Here is a 20507-nt window from a genome sequence, read left to right as displayed (position 1 = left end):
TTCACTTCGAGGTATTCAGCATCGGCAGGTTCAGGCCGTTTTCGCGGGCGCAGTTGATCGCGATGTCGTAGCCGGCGTCGGCGTGGCGCATGACACCCGTCGCCGGGTCGTTGTTCAGTACGCGGGCGATGCGTGCGGCGGCGGCGTCCGTGCCGTCGCACACGATCACCACGCCCGAATGTTGCGAGAAACCCATGCCGACACCACCGCCGTGGTGCAGCGACACCCACGTCGCGCCGCTGGCGGTATTGAGCAGAGCGTTGAGCAGCGGCCAGTCCGACACGGCGTCGGAGCCGTCGCGCATCGCTTCGGTCTCGCGGTTGGGGCTGGCAACCGAGCCGGAATCCAGATGGTCGCGGCCGATCACGATGGGTGCGGAGAGCTCACCCGAGCGCACCATTTCGTTGAACGCCAGACCGAGCTTGGCGCGCAGGCCGAGGCCGACCCAGCAGATACGGGCGGGCAGCCCTTGGAAGCTGATGCGTTCGCGGGCCATATCGAGCCAGCGGTGCAGGTGCGCGTCGTCGGGAATCAGTTCCTTGACCTTCGCGTCGGTCTTGTAGATATCTTCCGGGTCACCGGACAGGGCGACCCAACGGAACGGGCCGACACCACGGCAGAACAGCGGGCGAATGTACGCCGGCACGAAACCGGGGAAGTCGAACGCCTTCTCCACGCCTTCTTCCAGCGCCATCTGACGGATGTTGTTGCCGTAGTCGAACGTCGGCACGCCCATTGCCTTGAAAGCGAGCATGGCTTTGACGTGGACGGCCATCGATTGCTTGGCGGCCTTCACGACTTCGGCGGGCTTGCTGCGGGCGCGTTCGCGGTATTCGTCCCAGGTCCAGCCGATGGGCAGATAGCCGTTGAGCGGATCGTGCGCGCTGGTCTGGTCGGTGACCATGTCGGGGCGTACGCCGCGACGCACCAGCTCCGGCAGAATCTCGGCCGCGTTGCCGCACAGGGCGATGGACACGGCCTTGCCTGCTGCCGTGTACTTGGCGATACGGGCCAGTGCGTCGTCGAGATCGGTGGCTTGTTCATCCACGTAGCGCGTGCGCAGGCGGAAGTCGATGCTGGTTTGCTGGCATTCGATGTTCAGCGAGCAGGCACCGGCGAGGGTGGCGGCGAGCGGTTGCGCGCCGCCCATGCCACCGAGGCCGGCGGTCAGCACCCAGCGCCCGGCCAGTTTGCCGCCGTAGTGTTGGCGGCCGGCTTCCACGAAGGTTTCGTAGGTGCCTTGCACGATGCCTTGGCTGCCGATGTAGATCCACGAGCCGGCGGTCATCTGGCCGTACATGGCGAGACCTTTGGCGTCGAGTTCGTTGAAGTGTTCCCACGTGGCCCAGTGCGGCACGAGGTTGGAGTTGGCGATGAGCACGCGCGGTGCGTCGGCGTGCGTCTTGAAGACACCGACCGGCTTGCCCGACTGGACCAGCAGCGTTTCGTCGTCGCCGAGCGTTTTGAGGGTGGCGACGATGCTGTCGAAGCATTCCCAGTTGCGGGCGGCACGCCCGATGCCGCCGTAGACGACGAGAGCGTTCGGGTTCTCGGCCACGTCCGGGTCGAGATTGTTCATGAGCATGCGCAGCGGCGCTTCAGTCAGCCAGCTACGGGCATTGAGTTGCGTGCCGCGCGGCGCGCGGATCGTCACATCGCGGTATCGGGTAGGTTGGCTCACAGCATTCCTTTCGTTCAGACCAAGTAATGACCGGTACAGTATTGTATATACAGGTAGGTATGTATTAGGGTTTGTACGAACGGTGGGCGTGGGGAGGTTGGCGGGAGTATGCGAGTGCGGCCGATGAAAGCGCCGACTTCACCGAAGGACAAAGCGATGACGAAATACCTTATCTCGTTTCCCGCGCGGGCGATGGACGTCCCCGCCGAGGACTTTGCCGCCGTGGGCGAAGCGGCGCACCAGGTGATACGTGAGGCGAAGGCTGCCGGTGTGTACGTGTTCGGTGGTGGAATCAACGGGGGGGGCGCTCCCCTCATGGTCGCCGCAGACGGCAGGACCACAAACGACACGTATCCCCAGACGAAGGAGTTCGACGGCGGCTTCTGTGTCCTGCAACTCCCGTCGCGCGAAGCCGCCATCGCGTGGGCTGCGAAGATCGCCCAAGCTTGCCGCTGCTCGCAGGAACTCCGCGAGTTTGGAGATGACCCCGAGAGTTGATGGGCATAAAAAAACACACCACCGCACGAAACAACGTTGTGCGAGGGTGTGCCAAGGGTGAGCCGGGCCATTACGCAGTGCCACGCCATGTCGAAGGCCGAGCGCAAAGTACCGGTTCTCGCGAAGTCTCCGAGATGAGACCGATGAAACTCAAGCACCCCCTCGGCGAGCGAGGGGGGGAACAACCGAAGATCAGAACGTCTGACGGATACCCATGCGGACCAGCGTCTGCGTCGAGGTGGCTGACGAGATGCCGTTGCCCACGTCGCCGACCGATGCCGTTGCCGACACCACGTTGCCGAAGGTGTCGAGCGTGTTACCCGACGCCTTCTGATAGCCCACGAGCGCGTACAGCGACGTGCGCTTCGAGAACGCGTAATACGTGGCGAGGTTGACCTGCTGATACTTCGGACCGCCGGCACCCTTCACGTCGCTGCCTTGCGTGTAGTTGTACGCGGCGGCCAGTCGAATCGCCGGCGACCATTGATACGCCACCGTGGCACCGATCGAGTTGAACGTCATCGCGCTGGCGAACGTCGAGAACGAACCCGGGGTGTAGTGCACGTTGCCGTACGACAGACCCACCTGTGTGTTGCCGAACGTGTACGTACCGGCAGCAGCGAGAATGCGCTGGCTGGCGGCCGAAGCGAAGCCTTCGTTGATCGACGACGCGAACGTGCCGTCGTACGCTCCGCTCCACGTGCCGCCCGTATTGCCGTAAGCATTCGTCGCTTGCAGGTAAGCCACGCCGAGGGCGAGCGGCCCGCTGGCGTACTGACCGCCAAGGCCCCATGCGTTCTGGTTCTTCACGCTGCCCGGCTGGCCGCCAAAGCCATAGATCGCGCCGAACTGGAAGCCGCCGTACACCGGGCTGGCCCACTTCACCGAGTTGTTCACGCGTGCCTGGTTATCGATGTTGTCGATATCGCCCGGGTGCGCACCCATACCGGTGACGAACGTGCCCGCGCTGATCGCGCCCACATAGTCGACGATCGGATCGTACTGACGGCCAAACGTAATCTTGCCCAGCGTGGCGCTTTGCAGACCCATCCACGATTGACGGCCGAACTGGCGGCTGCCTTGGCCCGACTGACCCGTGCCGATGTTGAAGCCGTTCTCGAGCTGGAAGATGGCCGCATTGCCGCCGCCCAGATCCTCAGTGCCTTTCAGGCCCCAACGGTCGCCCGACCACGTGCCGCTGGCAAAACCCCAGTTCGAGGCGTTGGAGTAGACGATCGGGGTGCCTACGCCACCCTTTGTGGTGGCGGTGCGTTGACCGCTGGTGTAACCCACGCCGGCGTCGACGATGCCGTACAGAGTCACGTTGCTTTGTGCTTGTGCCGCGATGGCGAAGCCGCCGAGCCCAAGCGCCGCGAGAAGAATACGCTTCATAATATTAGTAATCCTAAATATATGTGACAGGAACGTCACGAGAACGCGCCGTCGATACCCCGTTGAACCGTGTTTTTCCCGATCCTTTTCCCGATATGGGGCCGGGGGGGAGGGTACCGCTGGCGTGGCTTACCGGGGGGCGTCACCTCCGGGAAGTCCGGTGACGCTGAGCCAGGTCGCAACCGCCACGACCAGCGCGTCGATATCGTCGAAGTTCTCGGCACCCGGCACGGCCGGCGCGTCGAGTACCGTGAACACCGGCTTGCGCCATTGCAGGCCAAGCGCGATTTCCGAGAGCGTACCCAGTCCGCCGCCAATGGCGACCAGACACACCGAGGCACGCGCGATCAACGCGTTGCGCGTGATGCCCAACCCCGTGGGCAGCGCAACGCTCAGATGCGGATTGGCGTCGTTCGCATGGTCTTCCGGCAACAGCCCGATGACGATGCCGCCGGCCGATGCCGCCCCTGCCGACGCCGCTTCCATCACGCCGCCCTTGCCGCCGCACACAAGCGCAACACCGGCAGCTGCCAGTGCTTCGCCGACACAGTGCGCGGCTTCCAACTGTGCCGCCGTGGCTTCGCGCGGGCCAATCAGCCCGACCGGCGTCACGTGCCGGTGCGTGCTTTCCTGGCGGGCAGCCAGACGATCGAGGGCGTGGCGGGCCGCAGCCGACCACTCATTGAGGATGACGCCGTACAAGACACTCTCCGAGAGCGAGCACACCGCTGCATACCGCCATCAACACGAGCGACAGCGCGGCGGCTTGTGGGAAATCCGTTTGCCCGTCCGACATCTTCAGGAACATGAGCAACGGCAGAATATTGATTTGGGTACCGGCCAGCGCGAGCGCCGTGCCATACGTGCCCATGGCGATGGCGGTGACGAGACACCACGCGGCGGCCAGCGTCGGCCAGAGTTCACGCAATGCCACGTCGACGATGGCCCGCAGCGGATGCGCACCGAGCGTGAGCGCAGCTTCGAGCGGCCGGCGGTCCAGATTGGCAATCGCCGGATAAACCATCAACGCCACACGCGGAATCAGGTAGTACGCGTACGCAGCGATGAGCCCCGGTGCCGTGTAGATCAGCGCGCCGACACGCGCAGGGTCGGCACCGAGCGACGCCAGCCCGAGCGTGACGAACCCTGCACGGCCGAACGCCAGAATGAAACCGTAGGCGATCACCAGCCCCGAGAACGCGAGCGGAACACCCATCGCGGCCAGCCAGAAACGGCGACGACGCGGCGTCTGACGGGCGAGCGTGACGGCGAGCAGCGCACCGACCACCAACGACACGGTGCCTGCGCCGACCGCCAACGCCAGCGAGTTCACCAGCGCGTCGCGCACCAGCGGGTCGATGGCGATGGCGAGAAACGCTTCGCCATGACCGTCGAACGCTGCCACCACGAGCGCGCCGAGCGGCAGTCCGAAACCGAGGGCGAGCAACACGGCCGCAGGCATGCCCCCGAAGCGCCGCACCCAGCCACGCGGGGCGAGCGCCCCACGGGGGCTTTCGGCGGCGATCTCGTTAGCCGGGACCGGAGTGGCGCGGACGGAAGTCATCTCGTGCGATCTCACTTGGCGAGTGCAGCCGCCGCCCACAGGCGATCGACTTCCGCCTTTTGGGCCGCTGCGCGCACGACGTCGAGCGGGTGCACTTGCGGCGCGTCCGGCATGCGAGCGCGCATTTCCGGCGAGAGCGGCACGCCGGGCACGGCCGGGCGCACATAGCCTTGTGCGAACAACGCCTGACCGACCGGGCTCATGATCAGGTTCAGCCACAGCTTGGCGGCGTCCGGATTCGGGCCGTTCTTCACGAGACTGATCGCGTACGGGGCCGAGACACTGGCTTCCTTCGGAATCACGACTTGCGCTGCATCGCCCATGCCGTCGGTGTACTTCGCCTTCAGGCCGTCGTTCTCGTAACCGATCAGAATCGGGATCTCGCCCTTCACGAACTTGGCGTAGGGCGTGGTGCCCTCCACACGCATCACATTGCCGGCCTCACGCAGCTTGCCGAAGAACTCGGCACCCGGCTTCGGGTTGTCCACGTTGCCACCGAACGCATACGCCGCGGCAAACACAGCCACCTGTCCCTGACCCGTCGAACGCGGGTCGAGATAGACCACCGCGTTCTTGTATTCCGGCTTGAGCAGGTCGGCCCACGACTGCGGCACGTGCTTGACCAGCTTCGTGTTCACGAGGAATGCGATGTTCAGCGAGTGAATCGTGAACCAGCGGCCGTCGTTATCGCGAAACACCTTGGGCAGCGTGTCGAAGTTGATCGGCTTGAACGGGGCCACCACGTCTTTCTGCACGGCATCGAGTGCGGAACCGGCGAAGTAGTAGGCCGTATCGGCCTGCGGACGGCGGCGTGCCTTGTCGAGCGAGACCACCGTGGCGGCCGAACCGATGTCGTTGTAGGTGATCTCCACCTTCGGATACCGCTTGCGGAACTCGGCGAACAGCGCCTTCCAGTTGGCCCACTCGGGGCCCGTGTCGAACGACACGACGAGGCCTTCGTCGGCGGCCTTGGCGTACAACTCCGTTTCACCGGGGTACAGCGGCGCATTGCTTTGCGTTTGTGCGTGCACGGCAGCGGTCGTGCCGGCGAGCAGGGCGAACGAGACGGCCAGCGTGGAGAGTGCCGGCAGGACGGCACGAGACAGCAGGCGCGGCGAAGAGGTGAGGCGAATCATCGACATAGCTCCATCGGGGGCATGGGGTAAGGAAATCAGGGAAATCATTTCGACGCCGGGGGCAGCACCCGGAGCAGTGCCGGGTCAAGCGCCACCGCGTGCGTGGCTGGCCGACGGTGCTCGCCCAACAGCGGCGTGGTGGCGCCGTTTGGCAGAAAGTCATAGCGGCAGGTGGCACCGAAGAAGCGCACTGCACCTGCACGGCCAGCCAGCCGGTTGATCGCATGCAGCGGCGGATCGGCGTCGATGTGCTCCGGGCGAACCAGCAAATTGACAGCGTCACCGGTGCGCCATGCACCGGTATCGGCGAGCAGTTCGGCGAAGCCGACGTCGACCGCACCCGGGCGCACCACGCGTGCGGGCAATACCGTCGACAGGCCGGTGAAACTGGCGACCGTGGCACAGGCCGGGGCGTCGTAAAGACGTTGCGGCGTATCGATCTGCAACAAGCGTCCGCCGTCGATGACCGCAACGCGATCAGCGAGGCTCAGCGCTTCATCGCGATCGTGCGTGACGATCAGCGTCGTGGCACCACTCGCCTGTTGCAGTGCGCGAATTTCATCGCGCAACTGCTGGCGAATGCCGGCATCGAGCGCGGCAAGCGGTTCGTCGAGCAGCAGCACACGGGGCGACACGGCCAACGCGCGCGCCAGCGCAACACGCTGTTGCTGTCCGCCGGACAGCGACGCCGGACGGCGCAAGGCACAATCCGCCAGTCCCACGCGATTGAGCATTTCCAGCGCGATGCGCTGGCGCTCGGCGGCAATGATGCCGCGCATGCGCAAGCCGTACGCCACGTTGTCGAGCACGCTGAGGTGCGGGAACAGTGCGTATTGCTGAAACACCATGCCGACCTGACGTTTCCAGACCGGCACGCCCGCAACGTCTTCGCCACCGATAGCGATGCGGCCGCGATAGCCGTCGAGCAGCCCTGCGACGAGCCGAAGCACCGTCGACTTGCCCGAGCCGCTGCGGCCCATGACGGCAAGCAGTTCGCCCTGACGCACTTGCAGGCTGACGTCGTCGAGCCCTTGCGGCGCACCGGCGTAACGGAAGCTGACGTTTTCGAGAGTAAGACTCATGAACTGACCTTCTGGCGGGACGCCGCAACGATCGATGCACCGGTCGCGATCAACGCGAGTACGAGCAGCACGACGGTCGCGGCGCAGGCAAAACCGGTGGCGCCGTAAAACGCCTGGAGCAGCACCACCGGGTAATTGCGATAGCGGAAACCCGCGATGAGATTGGAAATCTGGAACTCGCCGATCGACAGCGCCGCGACCATTACCAGCCCGGCGACGAGGCTATGCGTGAGGTTCGGTACGGCGACGGTCAGAAACTGCTTGAGCGGCGAGGCGCCGAGCGTGGCCGCGCAGTCTTCGAGACGCGCGATGTCGAGATGGCGCAGATCGGCGAGGAGCGTTTGCGTGAGATACGGCAGCGTCAACACGGTGTGGGCCAGCACGAGTAACCAGAGCGAGCCGAGCCACGGCAGCGTATCGCCGCTGAACACTGCGATGTAGCCGAAGCCGAGCGTGAGGGCCGGCACGGCCACCGGCAGCAGTGTCACGAGGCGGGCAATCGCGCCCCGGCCGGTACGCGACCGATGATGCAGCGCATACGAGAGCGGCAGACCGACCAGTGCAGTCATCACGCAGCAACTCAGGGCGACGATGAGACTCGTGGAGAAGGCTCGCCGGAACGACGGGTCACCGGCCAGTTCGGCAAACCAGTGCAGCGTGAAGCCGGTCGGCAACACCGTGTTGGTCCATGCCTGACCAAACGCGCCCACGAGCAGCAGAAGCACTGGCAGGCACAGGTAGATGAGAAACAGGGCGGCAACGGCGCGCACGATCCACAGCAGTACGCTGGTGCGTGAGCGCTGCGGCGCACGTCCCGCCTGGCCGGCGTCGGCAGGGGCGGGGCTGTGCCGGGATGGCACAGATCGGGCGAGGCGCTCAATGTGGACGTCGGACATCGGGTGAACTTGATCGGCGGGTAACGACAAAAGGGTTGCTGCGACGCTGAAGCCTTTATTTCCCTTACAAAAAGGGCGGGCGACACGTTTTGCATTGGGCGCCAGTGTCGCGACGGGACGTGTCATCGTCATGAAGAAAACACACAAATCGGGCATCGTTCTGTGCGAAAACGGAACAGTTGACGGCCTCGCAGCCGCCGCTGTCATCTCTCTTTATCGCCCGCTGTTACCCGGCAAACCCACGCCAGCCCTATGCCTGCGCTACGTCATTGCTATCCCAATGTTGCGGAACTTCTCGCGTTCGCGAGTGCCGCGCGACACTTGAATTTTTCTCGTGCTGCCCGTGAGCTGGGTCTGACGCCGAGCGCCGTAAGCCGCCAGATCGCGGCGCTGGAGGCATTAGTGGCCACGCCGCTGTTCGTTCGGGAGGGCAGAAATCTGACACTCACCGATGCCGGGCGTCGCTATCATGAGCGCGTGGCCGAGCCGTTGCGCGAGATCGGCAATGCGTCGCTGGAATTGATGACGTCTCGCGGGGAAAGCGACCTGCTGACCATTGCAAGCGTGCCGACGTTTACGACGAAGTGGCTGATTCCGCGACTCCCGGATTTTCTGGAGAAAACGCCGGGGGTGACGCTGAGTTTCAGCCGTCATTTGTCGCATGGCGACGCTTTTCCCTTCTCGCTCGATGCCGCCATTCGTTACGGCGACGGCACGTGGGATGGGGTGGTGAGCGACTATCTCGACGGGCGTTGCTTCGTGCCGGTCTGTGCGCCGTCGTTTCTCGAGCGTTACCCGCTGGTGGATGTTGCCGACGTCGCGCGTGCGCCGCGTCTGGTGCACAGTCAGGCGGAAGATGTCTGGGGAACGTGGGCGCGTCGTCATGACGTAGGCGAACAGGCGCAGCGCACCGGGCCGCGCTTTGAGCAGTACTCGGTGCTGCTTCAGGCGGCCGAGGCGGGAATGGGCGTCGGCATGGTGCCCGCGTTTCTCGCGCGCGAGGCGCTGACGGCCGGGCGTCTGGTCGAGCCGGTGGACGCCGGGGTCGACGTGCCGCATCACGGTCACTACCTGTGTTACCCGCGAGAGCGGTTGCAGCAACGCACGGCCTTGCAGCACTTTCGCGAGTGGATGCTCGCGCAGGCAGGGCAGAGTCAACGGTAAAGGGACGCATGAAACATCAACGCATCAGTCAACGACGCCTGCTCACGGCGCTCATCGCAGGCGCATTCACCATGACAGTTCACCTCAGCGCTTTCGCCGCGCCGCACGAGTGTCCCGCACCGCCGCCGGGCAATCCCGACATCCGGGCGCTGGGCTACTACACCGACAAGGCCAGTTCGCAAATCGACCCGCAGCTTCAGGCGCAGAACGAGGCGGCCGTGAAGCCATTGAACGACTTCACGGCGCAAATCGCCAAAATGACCGACGCCTATGCCAACGCGGCAGGCAAGGGGGATGAGGCGGATGGGCGCTGCACGCTTTCGTGGCTGGAAGCATGGGCCAACAGCGGTGCGATGCTCGGCCAGATGATCCATGTGAATAATGACCAGTCCGACTACATGCGCCAATGGACGCACGGTGCCGCCGCCATCGCCTATCTGCGCACGCAGGCATTGGCTACGCCGCAGCAGCGGCAGGCGATCGAATCGTGGCTGCGCCAGTTGTCGAGCGCGAATCTCGCTTACTGGGACAACTCGAAGCACAAGCGCAACAATCACTACTACTGGACGGGCGTCGGCATCATGGCGACGGCGCTCGCCACGCACGACGATGCATTGCTGACGACGGCCCAAGGTATCTACCGCACCGGCATCGACGCTATTCAACCCGATGGCAGCCTGCCGATGGAGATGGCCCGCAAGCGTCGCGCGCTGCACTATCACGACTACGCCACGGCGCCGTTGGTGCTGATGGCGGAAATGGCCCGGCTTCATGGTGACGACTGGTATGCGTATCGGCAAGGCGCGATCGAATTGCTGGCGGCACGTGTGGCCGATGGCTATCGCGATCCGGCGTGGTTCAACGCGCAGTCAGGTGCGGTGCAGGAAACCGCCCAACCGCGTGGATCGAGCGGATGGGTGGAGTTTTACCGCCTTCGCTCGCCGCATCCCGAGCGCTACGACGCCATGCATGCCTTCGCGCCGTTCAAAGACCCGCGCATGGGCGGCAATCTGACGCTGATGGCGCAACACGGTATTGTGCCGACGCGCTGAGGCATACCAAAACGTCCCCGGGCGCAACGCTAGGGGACGCTTCAGCAGCACATCCTCCGCACCTAATGCGGCGCAGTGCTGGCGACGATCAAATCGTAAAGCGCCTGCGCCGCTGGCGATAGCTGTGCCCCCCGGCGTGTGACGAGCACGAGCGTGCGTGCAATCACTGGCTCGACCAGATCGACGACGCGTATGTGTGGATACGCCCCTTTCTGGATCGCCAGCCGCGGCACCACTGCCGCCGCTACACCTTCCGCCACCATCCCGACTGCCGTGGAACTGCGCTGCACTTCGAAGTGCGGTTGCAGATTCACGTCCGTCAACGCGCCATCGAGCAACGAACGATTCGCGCTTACTTGTCCTGCAAAGATCAACGGATACGGCGACAGACTGCGCCAAGGCACGCGCCGGCGACGGGCGAGCGGATGTTTTTCGTGGCAGATCAGCACGAATTGATCTTCTGCGACCGGCAGACCTACCAGATCGCTGTGCCCCGGTCCCGCGATATGAATGCCGAATTCGACCTCTCGCCGCAGGATGGCGTCAGTCACTGCCACTGACGAGTGATCGAGCACGCGCACGCGGTTATGCGGAAATCGCTGCGCATACGTCTGCAAAATGCTCGGCAGAAACTGCACACCCGCCGTCGGCACGCATGCAATCGACACGTCGCCACGCGCGGCTTGTCCGCTTTCCTTGATTTCGGTGAGTGCGTCGGAAAGCTCATCGAGCAAGCGTCGCGCCTGCGGCAGAAAATCCCGCCCGATCTGTGTGAGCGACACCGACCGTGTGGTGCGCTCGAAGAGCATGACGCCCAGATAGTCCTCCAGCTTGCGCAGCCGCTGCGTGATGGCGGTTTGCGTCACCGAGAGCACGTCGGCTGCGCTCTGAAAGCCGCCGCGATCGGCAATCGCGACAAAGGCCTGCACGCCGAGGATGTCGATTTTCATAAGAAAAATTGAGTAATCGGACAGATAAATTCATTTTACGGGAATTGCCGAGGGTTTCAGAATCCGTCCTGCGATCGCACCCACCCACCCCACAAATGCAGTCAGAGAAGTTCAGAAAAGGAGTGATCGATGTCTCAATTCATTTCTGCGGAGACGCTCACGCGTCTCTATGCGGCCATGGACGACAAGCTTGCTATCGTCCGTCAGCGGCTTGGCCATCCGCTCACGCTGGCCGAGAAGGTGCTGTTCAGCCATCTGGCCGATCCCGACAGCCAGCCGCTCGTACCGGGCAAGAGCTATCTCGCGCTGATGGTCGACCGGGTCGTGTTTCAGGACGTGCTCGGGCAGACCGGCATGCTCCAGTTCATGCAGACAGGACGCGACCGCGTCGCCGTGCCGGCCAGCATTCATTGCGACCACCTGATTCAGGCGCGGGTCGAAGGCCGCGCTGATCTGCGGGCGTCTATCGATGAGAACCGCGAGGTCTATGCGTTTCTGCGCAGCGCTGCCGCCCGCTATGGGCTGGGCTTCTGGGAACCCGGTGCGGGCATCATCCATCAGGTGGTGCTCGAAAACTACGCGTTTCCCGGCGCGCTCATCATCGGCACCGATTCGCACACGCCCAATGCCGGTGGCCTCGGTGCTTGCGCCGTGGGTGTCGGCGGTGCCGACGCCGTGGAGGCGCTGGCTGGCCTGCCGTGGGAAGTGCTCTATCCCAAGCGCATTGCGGTGTATCTCACGGGCGAGTTGAGCGGCTGGACCGCACCGAAGGATGTGATTCTGCGTGTGGCGGGGGAGCTGACCGTATCGGGCGGCACCAACGCCATCGTGGAGTACATCGGCCCGGGTGCCCGCACAATCAGTGCGACCGGCAAGGCGACCATCACCAACATGGGCGCTGAGCTGGGGGCGACGACATCGATGTTTCCGGCGGACGAACGCATGCTGACGTACCTGCGTGCGAGTGGCCGGGCCGATCTGGTGCCGGTGATCGAGGAAAATCTGCCGTTGCTGGCACCGGATGCTGCGGTCGAAGCCGATCCGGAGCGTTTCTACGACCGCGTCGTGCGCATCGATCTGTCCACGCTTGAGCCCCACGTCGTTGGCCCGCATTCGCCGGATCGTGCACGCACGGTGTCGCAACTCGCGGCGCAAATGAAGCAGGCGAAGCCGGGCGACGGACTGGCCGCGCACGATGTCGAAGCCGACGCCGTGTCGGCGGCGCTCATCGGCAGTTGCACAAACTCGTCGTATGAAGACATGAGCCGTGCCGCTGATGTGGCAAAGCAGGCGCACGCGCATGGCGTGAAGGCGGCCGTGCCGTTCATGGTCACACCGGGATCGGAACAAGTCCGCGCGACGATTGCGCGCGACGGCCAACTCGATACACTCGCCGCGATGGGCGGGACGGTGCTCGCGAATGCTTGCGGCCCGTGCATCGGCCAGTGGCGGCGCGAGTCGGCGGCGGTGGCGGCACCGAACACCATCGTTACGTCGTATAACCGCAATTTCCCGCGCCGCAACGATGGCTCACCCAATACGGTGAACCTGATCGCCAGCCCGGAAATCGTCACCGCGTGGGCACTGGCGGGGCGTATTTCGTTCGATCCGCAACACGACACGCTGACCGGTGCCGACGGCAAGCCATTCCGTCTGACGCCACCGGCCGTCGCCCCCGAAGTACCGTCGCAAGGTTTCACCCGCGGCGCAACGCATTACATTGCGCCGCCCGACGATGGCACGAGCGTCGAAGTGAGTGTCGATCCGAAGAGCGAACGCATTCAGGTGCTCAAGCCGTGGCCGGCTTGGAATGGCCACGACCCGAAGGGCATGCCCGTGCTGATCAAGACGCGCGGCAAGACCACGACAGACCATATTTCACCCGCCGGTCCGTGGTTGAAATTGCGCGGTCACCTTGAGCGCTTCAGCGACAACCTGCTGAACGGCGGAACGAACGCGTTCACCGGTGCCACCGGGCGCACGATCGATCTGCTGAGCGGCGCACAGGACGTCACACCCGCAGAAGCGGCGCGCGCGTATCGGGCGGCAGGTGTGCCGTGGGTCATCGTGGGGGACTTCAATTACGGGGAAGGCAGTAGCCGCGAGCATGCGGCACTCTCGCCAAGATTGCTGGGCGGCATGGCCGTCATCGCACGCAGTTTCGCGCGGATTCACGAGACGAACCTGAAGAAGCAGGGGCTGCTGGCGCTGACCTTTGCCGACCCGGACGACTATGAGCGCGTGCGTGCCGACGACCGGATCGACTTGCTCGGGTTGGCCGACCTCGCGCCCGGACGAAACGTCGAGTGCGTGCTGCATCACGCTGACGGCAGTCAGGAGACGGTGCAGTTGAAGCACAGCTACAGCGACGTGCAGCTTCAGTGGTTCAAGGCGGGTTCGGCGCTGAACGTCGTGCCGAAGGCAAGCAAGTAATTCGGAAACGGCAGTCGTGGGTAGCGCGGGGCATACGGCATGAAGCAGGTGCTGCATGCCCCGCGCTTTTTCTATCGAAGCCGAGTTCTTGCGCCCGCAACCGCACCCGCACCCGCACCCGCACCCGCACCCGCACCCGCACCCGCAACCTTACGCGCGGTAGTACTCCGGCTGCGCCAGGTCATCCCGCAGGCCGGGGGCTGCCGGTTGCCACCCGAGTGCGGCGCGGGTGGCGTCGCTGGATGCCGCCATATCCGCACTGGCGAAGTCCGCGAACCAGCCGAAATGTTCACGCTCGCGCGAGGCGACGGGCAACCCGAGGCCACGTCCGATGGCTTCGGCGATGGTACGCAGGGTCACGCCTTCCTCCGCGACGGCGTGATACACCGATGCCGGTGCAGTTTGTTCAATCGCCAGCCGGAACACTTTCGCCGCGTCGAGGCGATGCACTGCCGCCCAACGGTTGCTGCCGTCGCCGGGATAGGCAGCCACGCCCGTCTCACGTGCCAACCGAATCAGGATCGGAATGAATCCGTGATCGCCGATGCCGTGCACCGTGGGCGCAAGACGCACGGTAACGGCGCGCACACCGCGCTCGGCCAATGCCCTCGCTGTAGTTTCAGACTTGCGCACGAAATCCGCGCTGGGGATGTCCGCCTCGCTGGCTCGTCGGCCGGGCGCAAGGCGTGCGAGCCCGGAGGTCACAACTAGCGGACGTGCCGAACCGAGCAATGCCTCGCCCATGGCTTCGATGGCGCGCTGGTCTTGCGCGGCGTTCTCCGCAAATTTCGAGAAGTCGTGATTGAACGCGGTGTGGATGACGGCGTCGGCGGCACCGGCTGCGGCGCGTAAAACATCCAGATCATCCAGCGATGCGCGCACCACTTGTGCGCCGGTTGCCGCCAGCGCGGCAGCCTTGTCGTCCGAGCGCGCCAGACCGGTCACATGATGACCCGCAGCGAGCAATTCCTTCACAACCGTCGCGCCGACCCAACCGGTGGCGCCTGTGACGAAAACGTTCATTTGATGACCCTCATGCGCCGACGCGCTGTGATAACTCCACGTCGCCACCGAACGGCACGGAGAGATAGCCATGCTCCGGGGAGCGCACGCGCGCCAGATACTCAGGGCTGGAGTCCGCGTTATCCGCGACGATCAACGCGCCGGGGCGCAGTCGCGGCTCAAGCAGGCGAAGTATGTCGGGGTAGAGCGGTTTGGCCCCGTCGAGCAGCACCAGATCAATCTTGCCGGGCAGGTCGGCACTCAGCGTTTGCAGCGCATCGCCCGCGCGAATTTCCACCAGATCGTCGAGGCCACCCGCCGCGAGATTGGCCTGCGCACGCGCAATTTTCGAGGGCTCGAACTCGCTGGTAATTAACCGGCCGCCGCCGTTGTCGCGCAGCGCCGCAGCCAGATGCAGCGTCGAGATGCCGAACGATGTGCCGAATTCCACGATCGACGTGGCACGGCAACTCCGTGCAAGCATGTAGAGCATGCGCCCGGTCTCGCGCGACACCGGCAGCGGGAAATCCTTCATGCGCGAATACAACTCGAGATACTCGGTGCGGCTGCTCATCAAGCGGGAGATGCTGCCGTCGGGCCCATCGAGGGCGTCCCAGTCAATGGCCCGGGCGGTGGCGTCGGCTTCCGTAAAAAGCCGCTCCAGCAACGGTGCGAGCGGGCTTTCAGTCAGTGTCGTCATGGCAAACCTTCGTGTGAGAGACAGTGCGTCTATAATGCGACGAATTCGTCACATTTTCTATTCGCATTGCGATTCCGCTCATGACCGAACCCCGAAAAGCCCGTATTTCCTCGCGAAAACAGCCAAAACAGGCTCGCTCGTCGCAGCTGGTTTCTGCGATTCTCGAGGCGGCGATTCAGGTTTTGGCGAAGGAGGGTGCGCAGCGTTTCACGACCGCGCGGGTCGCCGAGAAAGCGGGGGTCAGCGTGGGGTCGCTGTATCAGTACTTCCCGAACAAGGCGGCGATTCTGTTTCGCCTGCAAAGCGACGAGTGGGAGCAGACGAGCGGTATGCTGCGTCGCATTCTCGAAGACCGGGCGGTGCCGCCGCTGGAGCGTCTGCATGTGATGGTGCATGCGTTCATTCGCTCCGAGTGCGACGAGGCGCAGGCCCGTGTTGCGCTCAACGACGCCGCGCCGCTCTATCGCGACGCACCGGAGGCGCATGCGGCTCGCGCGTCGGGCGAGCGCCTGATCCAGACATTCATGGCGGAAGTGCTGCCGAAAGCGTCAGATGAGACGCGGGCGTTAGCGGGAGATTTGATCGGCGACACGTTGTCCGCCGTGGGCAAGCAATTTTCCGAGACTCCGAGAACGCCGGCGGAGATCGACGTCTACGCCGGCGGGGTATCGCGCATGTTCTGCGCTTATCTCAAAGATCTTGGTTGCCGGTGAAAGGCATGCACGTGGGCTTCAACGCGCCGCCGTCTGACGCGAGGCTTGTCCCTGCGCTTGCAGCACCTGCGTGAACGACGTATCGACCACCTTGCTCACATCGAAGCGGTTAGGCAGCGCGCCGGTTTGCGTCAGGAAGTCGCTGGTGCCCTGATAGTCGGCCACGGCTTGCTTGTCGATCGCTTCCACGGTCATGCCCGCTTGTCCGATCCAGTGACGGGCGACATCGCGATCCAGCCCGGCTTTCTTCGCCCACTGATCGGCGTAAGCCTCCTTGTGTGTCTCAACCCACGCCCGTGCTTTTTGCAGACGCACCAGAAAGTCGGCGATGGCTGCGCGTTTCTCGGTCACTGACGGCGCATAGGCGGCCACGCTGCTCAGACCCGGCATCAGATTGCGCGCGGTGATGACGGCGCGCGCGCCGTTATGCACTACTTGCTGCGAGATGTACGGTTCCCAGACCGGGAAGGCGTCGATGGCGCCGTTCGGCAACGCCACGGCCGCATCCACCGGCATCAACTTCACGAACTGCACGTAATCCGTCGGCAGGCCCGCTTTTTCAAGCGCGCGCAGCGTCAGTTGCTGACTCCACGCACCGGGCCAATAGGCAACCTTCTTGCCTTTGAGATCCTGAATCGACTTGACCGGCGAATCCTTCGGCACGAGCAGCGCGATGGTGTCCGGGTTCTGGCGCGAGACGGCAATCAACTTGACCGGTGCGCCCTTGGCGGCGAGAAACAGGAAACCGGAATCACCGAGAAATCCGAGATCCAGTGCGCCGGCGTTCAGCCCTTCAGCGACGGGTGCGGCCGACTGAAAGTGTTTCCATTCGACCTGATAGTTCGCGCCTTCCAACGCCCCGGAGGCCTCGATGGAAGCGCGCACGTTGTAGTAGTTCTGATCGCCAATTCGCAACGTGACCGGTGGCGCGGTCTGCGCGGTGGCGACAGACGTATGCATACCGGCGAGCGCGACTAACGAGAGTGCGGGGAGGGCAAAGCGGGCGCGGCGAATCCAACGCAACAGCATCATGACACCTGTATAGAGCAAGAGTGGGGGAAGAAAATCAGGCGGCGCGGCGCACGCCATCTGGCGCGCCGAGGCTCGCGATGTGCCGGCGAATTGCCGGAATCAACGTTTCGCCGTAGCGGATCGTGTCGCCCAGTGGGTCGAAACCGCGAATGAGGAACGTGTCGACGCCGAGTTCGTAATAGCGTCCGAGTGCATGCGCCACCTGCTCGGGCGTGCCGACCAGCGCCGTGGAATTCCAGCGTGCACCGGTCGCTTTGGCGACACCCATCCACAGGCGTTCGTCGAGCACGTTGCCTTGTTGTGCGGCAGCCAGCAGGCGTTGCGAGCCCACGTTCTCGGGGGCTTCCACATGGAGTCCGAGACTCGCACGGGTGGCTTTGACCTGCCGCAGCACTTCGTCTGCGCGCGCCCATGCCTCGGCTTCGGTGTCGGCAACGATCGGGCGGAACGAGATCGAGAAGCGCGGCGTGCGGCCGTATTTCTGTGCGGCCGTGCGCACGCGGCCGATCAGCTGCTCAACGGCGTCGAGCGGTTCACCCCACAGCATGTAGGTATCGGCATGGCGCGCCGCCACATCGATGGCCGCTTCGGACGCGCCGCTGAAGTAGATCGGGATATGCGGTTGCCGCCACGTTTTCACGGCAGGCGAAGCTTGTTCGAAGCGGTAATGCTTGCCTTCGAAATCGACGGGCGCATCGGCGGTCCAGATGCGCTTCAGGGCGTCGAGATATTCGTCGGTGCGCGCATATCGCGCATCGTGTTCGAGGAAGTCGCCGTCGCGGCGCAGGTCGGCGTCGTTGCCGCCGGACACCACGTTGAGCGCGACGCGTCCCCGCGAGAATTGATCGAGGGTCGCCAGTTGGCGAGCGGCCAGCGGCGCGGCAATCACACCGGGGCGATAGGCCAGCAGAATGCCGAGGCGCTGCGTGGCGGCGGCCACATAGCTGCTCACGATGGACCCTTCCGGGCCGTTGGAGAAGTACCCGATGAGGGCCCGGTCGAAGCCGGCAGTCTCGTGCGCTTGCGCCATCCGTGTGACGAAAGCCGGGTCGACGGCAGCGCCCGACGGTTGGTCGACTTCGGAGCCCGGGGCCGCCGTGATCATGCCGATGATTTCTACGCTCATGGGTGCGCTCCAGTGCAAGCAAACAAAGATTGGCCGCGCGTCATACCGGTGGGCACCATCGTTTGGCGATCCGGTATGAGGCGAAGCTAATCAGCTTGGCATTGGAGGGCAGCGTAGGGAACGAAGCAAATCGGGAAACGTTATGCGGGGTAGTCGCATAAGCATCCCGATTCGCTTGAGATCACCAGCCGTGAAGCCGTGACCATGTGCCGGTATCGGCGTGGGGGTCGATGGCGTGATAGCCGGGAAATTGCGCACCGGTGGCGCAGGCGTGATTCGGCAGAATGCGCAACAACGTGCCGATGGGGAAGCGCGACACGATATCGGGATCGGCGTCGCCTTCGCGCGAGAGCACGCCATGCTCCTGATTGGCGCCGCTCAGCACATAGCCCGGCATGACCGTGCCGTCGACACGGCACACCTGTCCGTAGCCGAAGTCGTGCTTCTGCTTTGACGTGCCTCGGTCGCGGCTCATCGCCATCCAGCCCGCGTCGACGATCGCCCAGCCCTTGTCCGCCTGATGACCGATCACCGTGGTGAGCACGCTGAGCGCCAACTCGTCGGTCGTGCAGACGCCGATGTTGTGCATGACGAGATCGAAGAAGACATACACGCCTGCGCGCACTTCGGTCACGCCTTCCAGATGCGTGGCCGCCAACGCCGTGGGTGTCGAACCCACGCTGACGACCGGGCAGGGCAGTCCTGCATCGCGCAAGCGAGTAGCCGCGAGCACGCATCCCGAGCGTTCTTGTTCCGCCATCGCCGCGAGGGCTTCGGGGGTGTCGAGTTCGTAGCTTGAGCCAGCGTGCGTCATCACGCCGCCCAGCGTTGCGCCGCCTTCATGCAGCACGCGGCCCACGTCGAGCAGGGCGGCTTCGTCCGGGCGAATGCCGGAGCGGTGGCCGTCCGTGTCGATCTCGATCCACACCTCGAAGGTCTCGCCGTACTCGGCACCGAACGCGACGATGGCCTGTGCCGACGCGACGCTGTCGGTGATGATCTTCAAATCGCAGCCACGGCGGCGCAACGCTAACGCTGCGGGCAGCTTGCTTGCCACCATACCGACGGCATAGAGAATGTCGGTGACGCCGTCGTCAAAAAATTGCGCGGCTTCCTTGAGCGTGGAGACGGTAATGCCCGCTGCACCAGCGGCGATCTGCGCCTGCACGACTTGCGAACACTTGCTCGTCTTCACGTGGGGACGAAAGCGCACGCCGAGTGCGCTCATCCGGTCTTGCATGCGACGGATGTTGTGCTGCATGCGCGGTACGTCGATGACAGCCGCCGGTGTTTCCAGCGTCTGCAACGTGAGCGCCAGCGGCGTCGTCTCTTGAATGGTCGTCATGACGGGTCTCCTCAGGCCGTTGCGCCGAACGTGCGCAGCCACGGCAACACGGGCTCGAGTGTGGGGGCTTCGCGCTCGGGCGATGGCGCGCCTTCGGGCAAGGTCAGGCCGATGCGGTTATGCCAGAACGTGCGCATGCCGACCACCGAGGTGCCGAAAAGGTCGTAACCGGAGCCCGCAACGAAGGCCGCTTCCTCTGCCGATACCCCCAACTGCGCGAGGGCCAGCCGGTACGGACGCGGATCGGGTTTGTAGAAGCCCGCTTGTTCGGAGGTCACCACCACGTCCCAGTCGATACCGAGCAGGTCGGCCGCTTGTCGGCCCAGCCGCTCGGAGCAGTTCGTGACCACCGCAAGCTTGCAATGGGGGCGCAGCGCCTGAAGCAATTCGCGGGCGCCGTCCCAAGCGGGCAGCGTGGTCCATTGCGCTTCGAGGGCTTCCGGTGCAGATGCGGGCAGGCCGACGTGTTCGGCGGCCTCACGCACCAGTTGCTCATAGCTCACGTAAGCCCCGCAGCCGTAGGTGCGGCGCAGATACTCTGCGCGCCACGCGCGGCCGGTGGCTTCGCTGCCAGCGGCGGTGTTCCACACGGTCCATGAATCGAGCAACGCGGTGAGCAGGTCGAACAAGACGGCACGCGGCCAAGCGGCGGGAGCGGAAGCGTCGTGAGTGGGCATTCGGGGGCCTTTTGTCGTTGGGTTTTCGATGAGGGAACACGGTTGACGGCATCGTCACTGGCCT

19 protein-coding genes are annotated in these 20507 nt (G+C 64.4%); 5 read left to right on the top strand and 14 right to left on the bottom strand.

What is annotated here, in order from left to right:
- Position 1 precedes the first annotated feature (1 nt).
- Complete coding sequence (gene hutU, locus CDV44_RS08795) at positions 2-1681, bottom strand: urocanate hydratase (RefSeq protein ID WP_087687683.1); 1680 nt, start codon at positions 1679-1681, stop codon at positions 2-4.
- Positions 1682-1837: 156 nt separating this feature from the next.
- Here hutU and CDV44_RS08790 point away from each other — a divergent pair, with 156 nt between their 5' ends.
- The gene (locus tag CDV44_RS08790) at positions 1838-2179 is read left to right on the top strand and encodes a YciI family protein (RefSeq protein WP_170935941.1); all 342 of its coding nucleotides are present in this window, start codon (positions 1838-1840) and stop codon (positions 2177-2179) included.
- A 192-nt stretch (positions 2180-2371) separates the two neighbouring features.
- Here CDV44_RS08790 and CDV44_RS08785 read toward each other — a convergent pair whose 3' ends face one another.
- The 6 genes from CDV44_RS08785 to CDV44_RS08760 all read right to left on the bottom strand — a co-directional run bounded on the left by CDV44_RS08785 (position 2372) and on the right by CDV44_RS08760 (position 8249).
- Positions 2372-3571 (bottom strand): porin, encoded by a 1200-nt coding sequence (locus CDV44_RS08785; RefSeq protein WP_087687682.1) that lies wholly within the window; start codon positions 3569-3571, stop codon positions 2372-2374.
- 129 nt (positions 3572-3700) lie between these two features.
- The gene (locus tag CDV44_RS08780; RefSeq protein WP_058378539.1) at positions 3701-4273 is read right to left on the bottom strand and encodes a TIGR00725 family protein; all 573 of its coding nucleotides are present in this window, start codon (positions 4271-4273) and stop codon (positions 3701-3703) included.
- On the bottom strand, positions 4251-5033 hold the full coding sequence (locus CDV44_RS08775) for an ABC transporter permease (protein ID WP_249277497.1): 783 nt from the start codon (positions 5031-5033) through the stop codon (positions 4251-4253). The genes CDV44_RS08780 and CDV44_RS08775 overlap by 23 nt, the downstream gene beginning before the upstream one ends.
- A gap of 113 nt (positions 5034-5146) precedes the next feature.
- Complete coding sequence (locus CDV44_RS08770; protein WP_087687976.1) at positions 5147-6271, bottom strand: extracellular solute-binding protein; 1125 nt, start codon at positions 6269-6271, stop codon at positions 5147-5149.
- 44 nt (positions 6272-6315) lie between these two features.
- Positions 6316-7353, bottom strand: a complete 1038-nt coding sequence (locus CDV44_RS08765) for an ABC transporter ATP-binding protein (RefSeq protein ID WP_087687680.1) — start codon at positions 7351-7353, stop codon at positions 6316-6318.
- Positions 7350-8249 carry an ABC transporter permease gene (locus CDV44_RS08760; RefSeq protein ID WP_087687679.1) on the bottom strand — a complete coding sequence of 300 codons (900 nt, stop codon included), beginning with the start codon at positions 8247-8249 and terminating at the stop codon, positions 7350-7352. Before CDV44_RS08760 ends, CDV44_RS08765 begins: the two co-directional genes overlap by 4 nt.
- A gap of 252 nt (positions 8250-8501) precedes the next feature.
- Here CDV44_RS08760 and CDV44_RS08755 point away from each other — a divergent pair, with 252 nt between their 5' ends.
- Together CDV44_RS08755 and CDV44_RS08750 are read left to right on the top strand one after the other, a co-directional pair.
- Positions 8502-9413: a LysR substrate-binding domain-containing protein gene (locus CDV44_RS08755; RefSeq protein ID WP_087687678.1), complete on the top strand. Its 912-nt coding sequence runs from the start codon at positions 8502-8504 to the stop codon at positions 9411-9413.
- Positions 9414-9484: 71 nt separating this feature from the next.
- Positions 9485-10465, top strand: coding sequence for an alginate lyase family protein (locus CDV44_RS08750; protein ID WP_087687975.1), 981 nt, complete (start codon positions 9485-9487; stop codon positions 10463-10465).
- Positions 10466-10527: 62 nt separating this feature from the next.
- On the opposite strand, the gene CDV44_RS08745 is transcribed toward CDV44_RS08750, so the two are convergent.
- Positions 10528-11415 carry a LysR family transcriptional regulator gene (locus CDV44_RS08745; RefSeq protein WP_087687677.1) on the bottom strand — a complete coding sequence of 296 codons (888 nt, stop codon included), beginning with the start codon at positions 11413-11415 and terminating at the stop codon, positions 10528-10530.
- A 129-nt stretch (positions 11416-11544) separates the two neighbouring features.
- Between CDV44_RS08745 and CDV44_RS08740 the strand changes: the two genes are divergently transcribed.
- Positions 11545-13848: an aconitate hydratase gene (locus CDV44_RS08740; RefSeq protein ID WP_087687676.1), complete on the top strand. Its 2304-nt coding sequence runs from the start codon at positions 11545-11547 to the stop codon at positions 13846-13848.
- A gap of 150 nt (positions 13849-13998) precedes the next feature.
- Here CDV44_RS08740 and CDV44_RS08735 read toward each other — a convergent pair whose 3' ends face one another.
- Positions 13999-14871 (bottom strand): SDR family oxidoreductase, encoded by an 873-nt coding sequence (locus tag CDV44_RS08735; protein ID WP_087687675.1) that lies wholly within the window; start codon positions 14869-14871, stop codon positions 13999-14001.
- Positions 14872-14881: 10 nt separating this feature from the next.
- The gene (locus CDV44_RS08730) at positions 14882-15550 is read right to left on the bottom strand and encodes an O-methyltransferase (RefSeq protein ID WP_087687674.1); all 669 of its coding nucleotides are present in this window, start codon (positions 15548-15550) and stop codon (positions 14882-14884) included.
- An 80-nt stretch (positions 15551-15630) separates the two neighbouring features.
- On the opposite strand from CDV44_RS08730, the gene CDV44_RS08725 reads away from it, so the two are divergent.
- Entirely contained in the window at positions 15631-16263 is a 633-nt protein-coding gene (locus CDV44_RS08725) for a TetR family transcriptional regulator (protein ID WP_087687673.1), read from the top strand.
- An 18-nt stretch (positions 16264-16281) separates the two neighbouring features.
- Here the strand turns inward: CDV44_RS08725 and CDV44_RS08720 are convergent, their stop codons facing one another.
- The 4 genes from CDV44_RS08720 to CDV44_RS08705 form a co-directional block, all read right to left on the bottom strand.
- A complete protein-coding gene (locus CDV44_RS08720; protein WP_212677100.1) occupies positions 16282-17292 on the bottom strand; it encodes an ABC transporter substrate-binding protein in 1011 nt (336 codons plus the stop codon).
- A 37-nt stretch (positions 17293-17329) separates the two neighbouring features.
- The gene (locus CDV44_RS08715) at positions 17330-18421 is read right to left on the bottom strand and encodes an LLM class flavin-dependent oxidoreductase (protein ID WP_212677089.1); all 1092 of its coding nucleotides are present in this window, start codon (positions 18419-18421) and stop codon (positions 17330-17332) included.
- A 181-nt stretch (positions 18422-18602) separates the two neighbouring features.
- A complete protein-coding gene (locus CDV44_RS08710; RefSeq protein ID WP_087687672.1) occupies positions 18603-19766 on the bottom strand; it encodes a DSD1 family PLP-dependent enzyme in 1164 nt (387 codons plus the stop codon).
- 11 nt (positions 19767-19777) lie between these two features.
- Positions 19778-20443 carry an HAD family hydrolase gene (locus CDV44_RS08705; RefSeq protein WP_087687671.1) on the bottom strand — a complete coding sequence of 222 codons (666 nt, stop codon included), beginning with the start codon at positions 20441-20443 and terminating at the stop codon, positions 19778-19780.
- Positions 20444-20507: the final 64 nt, after the last annotated feature.

Origin of the sequence: Pandoraea sp. PE-S2R-1, from assembly GCF_002179865.1 — a bacterium.
Taxonomy (GTDB): Bacteria; Pseudomonadota; Gammaproteobacteria; order Burkholderiales; family Burkholderiaceae; genus Pandoraea.
The sequence above is the reverse complement of the archived record's forward strand: the minus strand, read 5'-3'. Positions and strand labels throughout refer to the sequence as shown.

What these genes read in the sequence shown, in the direction of transcription:
- CDV44_RS08790 (WP_170935941.1), top strand. Translation starts at nt 1,838, where the DNA reads ATGACGAAATACCTTATCTCGTTTCCCGCGCGGGCGATGGACGTCCCC.
- CDV44_RS08785 (WP_087687682.1), bottom strand. Translation starts at nt 3,571, where the DNA reads ATGAAGCGTATTCTTCTCGCGGCGCTTGGGCTCGGCGGCTTCGCCATC.
- CDV44_RS08775 (WP_249277497.1), bottom strand. Translation starts at nt 5,033, where the DNA reads ATGCCTGCGGCCGTGTTGCTCGCCCTCGGTTTCGGACTGCCGCTCGGC.
- CDV44_RS08770 (WP_087687976.1), bottom strand. Translation starts at nt 6,271, where the DNA reads ATGATTCGCCTCACCTCTTCGCCGCGCCTGCTGTCTCGTGCCGTCCTG.
- CDV44_RS08765 (WP_087687680.1), bottom strand. Translation starts at nt 7,353, where the DNA reads ATGAGTCTTACTCTCGAAAACGTCAGCTTCCGTTACGCCGGTGCGCCG.
- CDV44_RS08760 (WP_087687679.1), bottom strand. Translation starts at nt 8,249, where the DNA reads ATGTCCGACGTCCACATTGAGCGCCTCGCCCGATCTGTGCCATCCCGG.
- CDV44_RS08755 (WP_087687678.1), top strand. Translation starts at nt 8,502, where the DNA reads ATGCCTGCGCTACGTCATTGCTATCCCAATGTTGCGGAACTTCTCGCG.
- CDV44_RS08750 (WP_087687975.1), top strand. Translation starts at nt 9,485, where the DNA reads ATGACAGTTCACCTCAGCGCTTTCGCCGCGCCGCACGAGTGTCCCGCA.
- CDV44_RS08745 (WP_087687677.1), bottom strand. Translation starts at nt 11,415, where the DNA reads ATGAAAATCGACATCCTCGGCGTGCAGGCCTTTGTCGCGATTGCCGAT.
- CDV44_RS08740 (WP_087687676.1), top strand. Translation starts at nt 11,545, where the DNA reads ATGTCTCAATTCATTTCTGCGGAGACGCTCACGCGTCTCTATGCGGCC.
- CDV44_RS08735 (WP_087687675.1), bottom strand. Translation starts at nt 14,871, where the DNA reads ATGAACGTTTTCGTCACAGGCGCCACCGGTTGGGTCGGCGCGACGGTT.
- CDV44_RS08730 (WP_087687674.1), bottom strand. Translation starts at nt 15,550, where the DNA reads ATGACGACACTGACTGAAAGCCCGCTCGCACCGTTGCTGGAGCGGCTT.
- CDV44_RS08725 (WP_087687673.1), top strand. Translation starts at nt 15,631, where the DNA reads ATGACCGAACCCCGAAAAGCCCGTATTTCCTCGCGAAAACAGCCAAAA.
- CDV44_RS08720 (WP_212677100.1), bottom strand. Translation starts at nt 17,292, where the DNA reads ATGCTGTTGCGTTGGATTCGCCGCGCCCGCTTTGCCCTCCCCGCACTC.
- CDV44_RS08715 (WP_212677089.1), bottom strand. Translation starts at nt 18,421, where the DNA reads ATGAGCGTAGAAATCATCGGCATGATCACGGCGGCCCCGGGCTCCGAA.
- CDV44_RS08710 (WP_087687672.1), bottom strand. Translation starts at nt 19,766, where the DNA reads ATGACGACCATTCAAGAGACGACGCCGCTGGCGCTCACGTTGCAGACG.
- CDV44_RS08705 (WP_087687671.1), bottom strand. Translation starts at nt 20,443, where the DNA reads ATGCCCACTCACGACGCTTCCGCTCCCGCCGCTTGGCCGCGTGCCGTC.